Source organism: Brevundimonas sp. (genome assembly GCF_031412435.1).
Lineage (GTDB): Bacteria > Pseudomonadota > Alphaproteobacteria > Caulobacterales > Caulobacteraceae > Brevundimonas.
Genome location: NZ_JANODA010000030.1, coordinates 25,017 through 34,631, shown reverse-complemented (window position 1 = coordinate 34,631; position 9,615 = coordinate 25,017). Strand labels below are relative to the sequence as shown.

The 9,615-nt window shown below is 68.3% G+C and carries 11 protein-coding genes; 8 read left to right on the top strand and 3 right to left on the bottom strand.

Annotation, left to right across the window (positions count from 1 at the left end; genetic code table 11):
• Window positions 1-780, bottom strand: a 780-nt coding sequence (locus RMO01_RS05675) for an aspartate-semialdehyde dehydrogenase (protein WP_309628070.1), incomplete at its 3' end; no start/stop codon positions are given.
• A gap of 170 nt (window positions 781-950) precedes the next feature.
• Here RMO01_RS05675 and zapE point away from each other — a divergent pair.
• A complete protein-coding gene (zapE, locus tag RMO01_RS05670) occupies window positions 951-2,075 on the top strand; it encodes a cell division protein ZapE (protein WP_309628069.1) in 1,125 nt (374 codons plus the stop codon).
• A gap of 56 nt (window positions 2,076-2,131) precedes the next feature.
• Window positions 2,132-2,668: a YbjN domain-containing protein gene (locus tag RMO01_RS05665; protein WP_309628068.1), complete on the top strand. Its 537-nt coding sequence runs from the start codon at window positions 2,132-2,134 to the stop codon at window positions 2,666-2,668.
• A gap of 247 nt (window positions 2,669-2,915) precedes the next feature.
• On the opposite strand, the gene mdh is transcribed toward RMO01_RS05665, so the two are convergent.
• Window positions 2,916-3,878: a malate dehydrogenase gene (gene mdh / locus RMO01_RS05660; protein WP_309628067.1), complete on the bottom strand. Its 963-nt coding sequence runs from the start codon at window positions 3,876-3,878 to the stop codon at window positions 2,916-2,918.
• Between the two features lie 109 nt (window positions 3,879-3,987).
• On the opposite strand from mdh, the gene RMO01_RS05655 reads away from it, so the two are divergent.
• From RMO01_RS05655 to RMO01_RS05645, 3 genes are all read left to right on the top strand, one after another.
• Window positions 3,988-4,779: an EcsC family protein gene (locus RMO01_RS05655; protein WP_309628066.1), complete on the top strand. Its 792-nt coding sequence runs from the start codon at window positions 3,988-3,990 to the stop codon at window positions 4,777-4,779.
• A gap of 65 nt (window positions 4,780-4,844) precedes the next feature.
• The gene (locus RMO01_RS05650) at window positions 4,845-5,753 is read left to right on the top strand and encodes an SIMPL domain-containing protein (RefSeq protein WP_309628065.1); all 909 of its coding nucleotides are present in this window, start codon (window positions 4,845-4,847) and stop codon (window positions 5,751-5,753) included.
• Window positions 5,753-6,169 (top strand): HIT domain-containing protein, encoded by a 417-nt coding sequence (locus RMO01_RS05645; protein ID WP_309628064.1) that lies wholly within the window; start codon window positions 5,753-5,755, stop codon window positions 6,167-6,169. The genes RMO01_RS05650 and RMO01_RS05645 overlap by 1 nt, the downstream gene beginning before the upstream one ends.
• A 12-nt stretch (window positions 6,170-6,181) precedes the next feature.
• On the opposite strand, the gene RMO01_RS05640 is transcribed toward RMO01_RS05645, so the two are convergent.
• Window positions 6,182-6,751, bottom strand: coding sequence for a hypothetical protein (locus RMO01_RS05640; protein WP_309628063.1), 570 nt, complete (start codon window positions 6,749-6,751; stop codon window positions 6,182-6,184).
• A gap of 212 nt (window positions 6,752-6,963) precedes the next feature.
• Here RMO01_RS05640 and sdhC point away from each other — a divergent pair, with 212 nt between their 5' ends.
• From sdhC to sdhA, 3 genes are read left to right on the top strand one after another with little or no spacing between them, the layout of a single operon-like run.
• Window positions 6,964-7,419, top strand: a complete 456-nt coding sequence (gene sdhC, locus RMO01_RS05635) for a succinate dehydrogenase, cytochrome b556 subunit (protein WP_309628062.1) — start codon at window positions 6,964-6,966, stop codon at window positions 7,417-7,419.
• Window positions 7,416-7,820, top strand: coding sequence for a succinate dehydrogenase (locus RMO01_RS05630; protein ID WP_309628061.1), 405 nt, complete (start codon window positions 7,416-7,418; stop codon window positions 7,818-7,820). Before sdhC ends, RMO01_RS05630 begins: the two co-directional genes overlap by 4 nt.
• A gap of 9 nt (window positions 7,821-7,829) precedes the next feature.
• Window positions 7,830-9,614 (top strand): succinate dehydrogenase flavoprotein subunit, encoded by a 1,785-nt coding sequence (gene sdhA / locus RMO01_RS05625; RefSeq protein ID WP_309628060.1) that lies wholly within the window; start codon window positions 7,830-7,832, stop codon window positions 9,612-9,614.
• Window position 9,615: the final 1 nt, after the last annotated feature.

Sequence of the window (9,615 nt, the reverse complement as noted above, 5' to 3'; positions counted from 1 at the left end):
GCGCGCCTCGTCGGGGCTGATGGGCTTTTCGAACTCGACCGTCACGGCCTCGGAGTGGCCGACGAAGACCGGCACGCGGACGCAGGTGACCGTCAGCTTGATGTTCGGATCCAGCATCTTGTGGGTCTCGTCCCACATCTTTGTCTCTTCGTCGGTATAGCCGTCCTCGTTGAACGACCCGATGTAGGGGATGACGTTGAAGGCGATCTGCTTGGGGAATTTCTTCGGCTTGGCGTCGCCCAGGCCATAGATGGCCTTGGTCTGGTTCCACAGCTCGTCCATGCCTTCCTTGCCGGCGCCCGACACCGATTGATAGGTCGAGACCACCACCCGCGTCGCCTTTGCGGCGTCATGCAGGGGCTTCAGCGCCACGACCAGCTGGGCCGTCGAGCAGTTCGGGTTGGCGATGATGTTCTTCTTGCCCGCCAGCTTGATCGCATCCGGGTTCACCTCGGGCACGATCAGGGGCACGTCCGGGTCCTTGCGGAAGGCCGACGAGTTGTCGATCACCATCGGGCCCAGCTTGCCGATCTTCTCGGACCAGGCCCGCGACACGTCCCCGCCCGCCGACATCAGGACGATGTCGACCTGCGAGAAGTCGAAGCTTTCGATGTCCTGGCATTTGATGGTCTTGTCGCCCCAGGCGACGTCCATGCCCTTGGATTTTCGCGAAGCCACCGCGTGCATTTCCGAAACGGGGAACTCCAGTTCCTCCAGGATGGTCAGCATTTCGCGCCCGACATTGCCGGTGGCGCCTACGATAGCGACGGAATAGCCCATCTTGGTCAGTCCTTCGGACGCGCTAACGCTCGGCTCGCGGAGCCTCGCTGCTTGAGCGCGATTTTGGTGGGGAGGTTAGGAGAGTTTATCTCCTGACTTCGCAATTAGGCCTTCGCGTGTGCGAAGCAACCGCTTTTCAGGCCTGGGCAGGCCGTTTATGCCCCAGTTCCATGCCGTCACACATCGCCCGCGCTTATGCCGATCGCCTCAAGTCCGGCCAGTGGACCGCCGATCCAGCGCAAAAGGCGGCCATCGACACCCTGACCCGGCTGGAGAAGGACCTCGGCAGGCGCCGCCTCTTCGGCGGCGTCCCCGAGGTGCGCGGCGTCTATCTCTGGGGTCCGCCCGGGCGCGGCAAATCCATCCTGATGGACCTGTTCTGCGCCAATGCGCCGGAGCCGCGAAAGAGCCGCGCCCACTTCCACGCCTTCATGGCCCGCGTCCACGACCTGATCCGCCAGTGGCGCGAGGGCGACAAAAAGGCCCGTCAGGAGGTCTTCGGGACCTACAGAGGCGACGATCCCATCGAGCCCGTGGCGGCCCTGATTGCGTCCGAGGCCCGCCTGTTGTGCTTCGACGAGCTTCAGGTCACCGACATCGCCGACGCCATGATCCTGGGCCGGCTGTTCGACGCCCTGTTCGAGCGCAAGGTCGTGGTCTGCATCACCTCCAACCGCGCCCCGGACGCCCTCTACAAGGACGGCATCAACCGGCCCCTGTTCGTCCCCTTCATCGAGCGCATCAAGGAACGCTGCCAGGTGGTCGAACTGTCCGGCGCCCGCGACTGGCGTCTGGACCGGATCAAGGCCTCGCGCGTCTGGTACGATCTCGGCAGGCAGGAGGGCGGAGAAGCCGGCGCCCGGCGCGAGGGCTTCGAACAGCTGTGGACCGACCTGAAGGGCGACATGCCCGAATGCCCGGCCCATCTGGCCGTTCTGGGCCGCGACGTGGTCATCGAGCGCACCGCCGGCGGCCTGGCCCGGGCTGCGTTCGCCGAACTGTGCGAACAGCCCCTGGGGCCGCAGGACTATCTGGCCATCGCCGAACGGTTCCACACCCTGTTCCTCGACGGCGTGCCGCTGCTGACGCCCGACAATCGTCAGGCCGCCCGTCGCTTCGTCACCCTGATCGACGCCCTGTACGAGGCGAAGACCCGGCTGGTCGCCATAGCGGCGGGCGCCCCGGAGCAGCTCTATCCCGCCGGGGACGGCGCCTTCGAGTTCGAACGGACGGTGTCCCGCCTCAACGAAATGTCGTCCCAATCCTGGCTGGAGACGGCCGCCCACGCGGACTGACAGCCATCGGTTCGCCGCAAAGCCGCCTAGGGTGGCCGGATCAACGGAAGCCGATCATGAAATCCATCGCCCTCGCCGCCGCCCTCGTGGCGCTCGCCGCCCCGGCCTTCGCCCAGACCGCGCCTTCCGCGCCGGCCGCTGAGGCCGCGCCCGCCCGCTGGAGCGGTCTGACGGTGGCCGAGGTGACCGGTCGCCTGACCGCCGCCGGCCTCGTCGTGGCCCCGCCCCAGACCAACAATGACCGGATCTATCTGCGCGTCGACGACGGCCCCCTGCGCTGGGTAATGACCCTGTTCTCCTGCACCAACGGCAGCTGCCCGGACGTCCAGTTCACGGCCGTCTTCTCCGGGGCCAACGCCACGCCGGACATCGTCTCGCGCTGGAACGGCGTCCGCCGCTTCGTGAAGGCCTTCCATGCCGCTCCCGAGGAAGAGGGCGGCGACCCCCAGGCCGTGGCCCAGTACGATGTCCTCCTCAGCGCCGGCGCTGGCCCTCAGCAGCTCGACGACCCCATCCAGGTCTGGCGCAGCCTCGCCACCGACCTCGGCCGCACCGTCACGACGGAACAGCCGGCCGGGGCGGCGGCCCAGTAAGGAAAAAGGGCCGCGGAGCGATCCGCGACCCTCTTGGTCTGTCTCCTCCCTGTCGCGCAGCGATGGGGAGGTGGCAGCGAGCCCTTCGCGAGCTGACGGAGGGGGCGACCCGGTCTCACCGACCCACGCCCGTCACACCACACGTCGCCTCGCCCCCTCCGTCACGGCGCCGAAGAAGCGCCGCGCCACCTCCCCATTCGCCAAGCGGCGAACAGGGAGGAGACCGGAAGAGCGAGCGGTTGCGCTCTTATGCCAGCGAGGAATCAATGTCCTTGCAGGCCTGAAGCAGGCCCTGGACCGAGGCCACCGACTTGGCGAACATCGCCTTCTCTTCGTCGTTGGTAGTGAACTCGATGATCTTCTCGACACCGCCGGCGCCCAGCAGGGCCGGGACGCCCACATACAGATCCGACAGGCCGTATTCGCCCGACAGCCAGACGGCGCAGGGCAGGACGCGCTTCTGGTCCAGCAGATAGGACTTGGCCATGGCGATGGCGCTCTCGGCCGGGGCGTAGAAGGCCGAGCCGGTCTTCAGCAGGGCCACGATCTCGCCGCCGCCCTTGCGGGTGCGGGTGACGATGGCGTCCAGGTCCGCCTGCGACAGGAAGCCGGCCGCGACCGCGTCAGGCAGGGGCAGGCCGCCGATGGTCGAGTGACGCACCATCGGCACCATGTCGTCGCCGTGGCCGCCCAGGGTCCAGGCGTGGATGTCCTGCACCGAGACGCCGGTCTTTTCCGACAGGAAGTAGGCGAAGCGGGCCGAGTCCAGCACGCCCGCCATGCCCACGACCTTCTCGTGCGGCAGACCCGAGAATTTCTGAAGGGCCCAGACCATGGCGTCGAGCGGGTTGGTGATGCAGATGACGAAGGCGTTCGGGGCGTGGGCCTTGATGCCCTCGCCGACGGCCTTCATGACCTTCAGGTTGATGGAGACCAGGTCGTCGCGGCTCATGCCGTCCTTGCGGGGCACGCCGGCGGTGACGATGCAGACGTCGGCGCCCGCGATGGCGGCGTAGTCATTGGCGCCCTTCAGCGAGACCGAGGAGCCGAACACGGCTGTGGCTTCGGCGATGTCGAGCGCCTTGCCCTGGGGCGTGCCCTCGGCGATGTCGAACAGGATCACGTCGCCCAGGGCTTCGCGCGCGGCCACATGGGCCAGGGTGCCGCCGATCATACCGGCGCCGATGAGGGCGATCTTCGCGCGAGCCATAAGGCAGTCTCCGTGAGGGGGGTGTGCGGTGCGATACCGATGTCGCGCGGCGGTCTAGACCCGCCGGCTTTCCCCTGCAACCGTGACGCCGCGTGAGGTTTACCCGACCATGACCCGAACCCTGCCCGATTTCGTACCCCCCGCCGATGTGCCCGACGGCCTGCTGACCGTCGCCGACGAGACCACGGTGCGGGCCGAGGTCGCCGCCTGGCGCGCCCGGGTGCTGAAGGCCCCCGGCCTGTGGGACAAGGCCACGCGCGGCGCCCAGGACCGGATCAACCGGATCATTCCCGAACGCGTCCACGCCGTCATCACGGCCGGCGTCGAGGCGATGACCCGGGGCATCCTGTCCGGCTCGGAGCTGCTGAAGGCACGGCCCTTGATTGACGGCGCCCTGGCCGCCCGCGAGCTGAAGGCCCGATCCGCGATCACCGCCCATCGCAACACCGCCAGCGTCGAGGGCGGAGTCGCCGGTGCGGGGGGCTTCGTTCTGGCGGCGGTCGACTTCCCGGCCCTGATGGCGATCAAGGTGCGGATGCTGGGCGAGATCGTCGCCGCCTACGGCTGGGGCGGCGGATCGGTGCGCGAGCGGCTGTTCGTCCTCCACATCTTCCACCTCGCCTTCGCAAGCGCCCGGCGGCGGCCGGATGCTCTGGCGGAACTGGAGCGGTGGATCGCCGCGATCGACCAGCCCGAGGCCATCGCCGACTACGACTGGCGTGGTTTCCAGATCGAGTACCGGGACTATATCGACCTGGCCAAGATGGCCCAGTTGATCCCCGTGGTCGGCGCCCCGATCGGGGCGGCGGTCAACTGGCGGCTGGTCGAACGTCTGGGCGAGACGGCGATCATGGCCTGCCGCATGCGCTGGCTGGCCGAGGCGGACAGCGTGGCCGACTGACGGCCGCTTTACCCCGCCCTCCGCCGGGGGCAAGGTCGATCCTTAACTCGACAGGGATCATCGCCATGGTCAGACGTTCCGGATTCGCCCTGATAGCCGCACTTGCGCCGGCCGCAGGTCTGGCCGCTCCTGCGGTCGCCCAGACACCCCCCGCCACCATCGGCCAGCAGTATGTCCCTGCTCCGTGGTGGATGCGCGATCCGGTGATCGCCTCGATCGGCTATGTCCGGGTCGAGCTCCAGGCCAACCGCGCCGGCTTCAACGCCACCTTCCAGGTCGTGGACCGCAGCGTCGCGGAGGCCTCCCGCAAGGCCGCCGATCAGGTGCGCGCCCTCTCGCAGACCCTGGCCGCCTATGGCGTCGAGACGGTCCGCGTCGAGACCAGCCTGACCACCCAGCCGCTGTACGACCAGTATCGCGACGAGAACGGCATCCTGCGCGACAACACCCGCGCCGACCGCATCGAACGCTATCAGGCCCAGGCGACCGTCAGTCTGAACGTCCGCGATGTGCGCCAGCTGGAGCGGATCTACGCCACCGTCGTCGCTTCCCAGCCCAACTCCATCAGCCAGGTCTATTTCAGTCTGGAGCCCGACAACGTCGCCAAGTCCAACCTCGCGGCGGCGGCCATGCGCGACGCCCGCGCCCGCGCCGAGGCGGCCACCCAGGGCGCGGGGGCGACCCTCGGTTCGGTCCGAGTGATCGATCCGACCGGTCGCGCCTGCCAGACCGACGTCCTCGCCGGCTGGCCCTCCTATGGCTCGGGCGTGTCGCAGGCCACCACGGTCGATGAGGAGGTCGTCGTCACCGGCAGCCGGATGATGCGAGCCGGCATGGCCCCGCCGCCCCCGCCGCCCCCGCCCGCTCCGGGCCAGGCGCCCAGCGAGGCGCAGATCGAGGCGGCGCGGCTGGCCTTGCAGCCACCGCTCCAGGTCCTCACTGACGAGGCCTGCGTGGTCTACGGCCTCAACTAATGGCGGAGTTCGTCGTCGACCCGGCCTTCGCGGCCGGGTCCGTATTCGCCGCCGACTGGCCCCTGTGCGATGTCCGGCTGCAGGACGATGCCCGGTTCCCCTGGCTGATCCTGATCCCCCGGGTCGCGGGCGCGACGGAGCTGGAGCATCTGCCGGTCTCTGACCGCGCCGTCCTGATGGAGGAGACGATCCGCGCCGGAGAGATCGTCCGCGCCCTGGCCGAGGCCGCAGACCGGCCCATAGACAAGCTCAACGTCGCCGCCCTCGGCAATGTCACTGCGCAGCTGCATGTCCATGTGGTCGGCCGCCGCCGCGACGACGGCCTGTGGCCCGATCCGGTCTGGGGGCGCGGTTCGGCCCTGGCCCGGGATCCGGCCGCGACAGCGCGCGCCCTCGATCTGATCGACCTCGGATAGGAACCGGGTCGGCTAGCGAACCAGCGTGACCGCCCGCTCGCGCCCGCCCTCGGTCAGGGTCCCCGTCCACCCTTCGCCGGACGGCGACAGCGACAACCGCCCGTCGTCCAGATCCAGCACCAGGGCCGCCGCCGACCGTTCCGCCGCCGTCAGCGGACCGACCTCGGCCTGGGCGTCGGTCGTGCGATAGGCGCCTTCCAGCGGTTTCGTCTCGCCCTGATCCATCAGCGACAGGGTCATCAGCTCGCGCCCCGCCTCGTCCTTCAGCCGCCAGCGGCCGTCCAGCGGCCCCATCCGCGCATCCATGGTGCGCTCGGCGTTCTCGACGCCCGCGTCATAGGCGTTGTCCGCCCGCGACGGCGCGTGCTCGTAGCTGCGGCGGTAGGCTTCGACGGTGACCGGCGCCGGAATGACCCGGATGCGGGTATCGCCCCCGCCGTCGCCTTCTTCCGTCACCCGCCCGAAATTTGAGGGTGGCTCAAACGGTCGCACCACCGGCGCCTGATAGACCTGGGCCGTATAGGCCACCGGTCCCGACTGAAGCGGTGAAAGGGCGAGCGAAATCAGTGAGAAGACCAGCATGGCGGCGAGAGTGTCGTCTCGCGGCGGTGATGGCTAGGGCCGACGTTCAACACGCGAAATTGTGATCCGTACCCCGAGCGGCGTGAACAGCGGCGCCGTAGGGCCGTTTTGCACTGCACACTCGCGTTGACACCGGCCCGTGACCGTCCGTAAAGCCTGTGCCAATCGCACCTGACGCCTTGATCCGTCTCAGCTTTTTGAGAACCATTCGCATGTCGAACCCTGTCGGCGACGCGGCTGACGACCAGACCGGTCGCTTCGTCCCCCAGCCCAACGGCCGCCCCCGTCCCCTGTCTCCGCACCTGCAGACCTGGCGCTGGCATATCACCATGACGGCCTCGATCCTGTTCCGGGCCACCATCGGCGCGGCCAGCGTGGGCGCGATCTTCGTGGTCGCCTGGATCGCCGCCGCCGCCTTCGGGCCGGACGCCTGGGCCGTCGCCCTCGGTCTGGCGAGCTCCCCCCTGGGCCTGTTCGTCGGCTTCGGCCTGACGGTGGTTCTGTTCTCCCTCCTGCTGAACGGATCCCGCCACCTGATCAACGACGCCGGCCGCGCCCTGACGATCAAGCCCGCCAACCTGCTGTCCTCGATCGCCGTCTACGGCCCCGTCCCCCTGGCGATCCTGTTCTGGGTCGTCCTGTTCGCCACCGGGAGGGTTTCGCTGTGAGCGGTCCGGTTCAGTTCAGAAACGGCGTGAAGGTCTCCGAGCGCCACGGCGCCGGCGAGTGGACGCTGGAAAAAATCCTTCTGGCCCTGATGATGCCGCTCGGCGTCTGGCTGCTGTCCACCGCCTTCACCCTGGCCGGCTCCGAATACGACGTCGTCCTTCAGTGGTTCGCCAGCCGGCTGAACGCAGGCCTCCTGATCGCCACGGCCCTGGTCTTCTTCGGCTTCGCCAGCCTGGCCTGGAAGGTGATCGTCGAGGACTACATCCACCGTCCCGGGAACAAGGCCCTGCTGCTGGGCCTGCTGAACCTGATCTTCCTCGCGCTGGCCGCCGCCAGCGTCTTCTTCATCGTGCGGCTGGCGCTGGGTTCGGCGCCGCTTCCGGCCGGTTTCGGGATCTGATCGAGAAAAATGGCTGACTATCAAATCGTCGATCACGAATACGACGTCGTCGTCGTCGGCGCCGGGGGCTCCGGCCTCCGCGCAGCCCTCGGAGCGGCGCAGCAGGGGCTGAAGGTCGCCTGCGTCACCAAGGTCTTCCCCACCCGCTCCCACACCGTGGCGGCCCAGGGCGGCATCTCCGCCTCGCTCGGCAACATGGGCGAGGATTCGTGGAAATGGCACATGTACGACACCGTCAAGGGGTCGGACTGGCTGGGTGACCAGGACGCCATCGAATATCTGGTCCGCGAGGCCCCCAAGGCCGTCTACGAGCTCGAACACTGGGGTGTGCCCTTCTCGCGCACCGACGAAGGCAAGATCTATCAGCGTGCCTTCGGCGGCATGACGAAGAACTACGGCGAGGGCCCGGTCCAGCGCACCTGCGCCGCCGCCGACCGCACCGGCCACGCCATCCTGCACACCCTCTACGGCCAGTCGGTGCGCCGCGAGGTCGAGTTCTTCATCGAGTATTTCGCCCTCGACCTGATCATGCAGGACGGCAGATGCACGGGCGTCACCGCCTGGAAGCTCGACGACGGCACCCTGCACCAGTTCCGCGCCAAGCTCGTCATCCTGGCCACCGGCGGCTACGGCCGCGCCTATTTCTCGGCCACCTCGGCCCACACCTGCACCGGCGACGGCAATGCCATGGTGCTGCGCGCCGGCCTGCCGCTGCAGGACATGGAGTTCGTCCAGTTCCACCCGACCGGCATCTACGGCGCCGGCTGTCTGATCACCGAGGGCGCCCGGGGCGAGGGCGGCTATCTGACAAACTCCGAGGGCGAGCGGTTCATGGAACGCTACGCCCCGTCGGCCAAGGATCTGGCCTCACGCGACGTCGTCAGCCGCTCCATGACGATGGAGATCCGCGAGGGTCGGGGCGTGGGTCCCAACAAGGACCACATCAACCTGCATCTGGATCACCTCGACCCGGCCGTGCTGCACGAGCGGCTGCCCGGCATCTCAGAGAGCGCCAAGATCTTCGCCGGCGTCGATGTGACGAAGGAGCCGATCCCAGTCATCCCGACCGTCCACTACAATATGGGCGGCATCCCCACCAACTATCATGGCGAGGTCCTGACCAAGGTCGGCGACAATGCCGACACCGTGGTCCCCGGCCTGATGGCCGTCGGCGAGGCGGCCTGCGTCTCGGTCCACGGCGCCAACCGTCTGGGCTCGAACAGCCTGACCGACCTGGTCGTCTTCGGCCGCGCCGCCGGTCTCCGTGCGGGCGAGGTGGTCGACAAGGCCGCCCCCGTCCCGGCGGCGCCGGCTTCGGCGACCGCGGCTCACATCGCCCGCTTCGACAGGATGCGGTTCGCCTCAGGCGCCAACCCGACCGCGAAACTGCGCAACGAGATGCAGCACGCGATGCAGTCCGATGCGGCCGTCTTCCGCACCGGCGAGACCCTGGACGAGGGCGTCGCCAAGCTGCGCGACATCCACAGGCGCTCGGCCGACATCAAGGTCACAGACCGCGGTCTGATCTGGAACACCGACCTGGTCGAGGCTCTGGAATACGACAACCTCATCGACCAGGCCCTGGTCACGATCGAGAGCGCGGCGAACCGCAAGGAAAGCCGCGGCGCCCACGCCCGCGAGGACTTCCCCGACCGTCACGACGAGGAGTGGATGAAACACACCCTGGCCTGGCGCAAACCCGGCGAGGGCGTGACGATCGACTACCGTCCCGTGCACACCTACACGATGTCCTCGGATATCGAGTACATCAAGCCCAAGGCGAGGGTTTACTGAG

Bases quoted from the DNA above. Each gene is read 5' to 3' on its own strand.
- zapE (WP_309628069.1), top strand. From the start codon at position 951: ATGCCGTCACACATCGCCCGCGCTTATGCCGATCGCCTCAAGTCCGGC.
- RMO01_RS05665 (WP_309628068.1), top strand. From the start codon at position 2,132: ATGAAATCCATCGCCCTCGCCGCCGCCCTCGTGGCGCTCGCCGCCCCG.
- mdh (WP_309628067.1), bottom strand. From the start codon at position 3,878: ATGGCTCGCGCGAAGATCGCCCTCATCGGCGCCGGTATGATCGGCGGC.
- RMO01_RS05655 (WP_309628066.1), top strand. From the start codon at position 3,988: ATGACCCGAACCCTGCCCGATTTCGTACCCCCCGCCGATGTGCCCGAC.
- RMO01_RS05650 (WP_309628065.1), top strand. From the start codon at position 4,845: ATGGTCAGACGTTCCGGATTCGCCCTGATAGCCGCACTTGCGCCGGCC.
- RMO01_RS05645 (WP_309628064.1), top strand. From the start codon at position 5,753: ATGGCGGAGTTCGTCGTCGACCCGGCCTTCGCGGCCGGGTCCGTATTC.
- RMO01_RS05640 (WP_309628063.1), bottom strand. From the start codon at position 6,751: ATGCTGGTCTTCTCACTGATTTCGCTCGCCCTTTCACCGCTTCAGTCG.
- sdhC (WP_309628062.1), top strand. From the start codon at position 6,964: ATGTCGAACCCTGTCGGCGACGCGGCTGACGACCAGACCGGTCGCTTC.
- sdhA (WP_309628060.1), top strand. From the start codon at position 7,830: ATGGCTGACTATCAAATCGTCGATCACGAATACGACGTCGTCGTCGTC.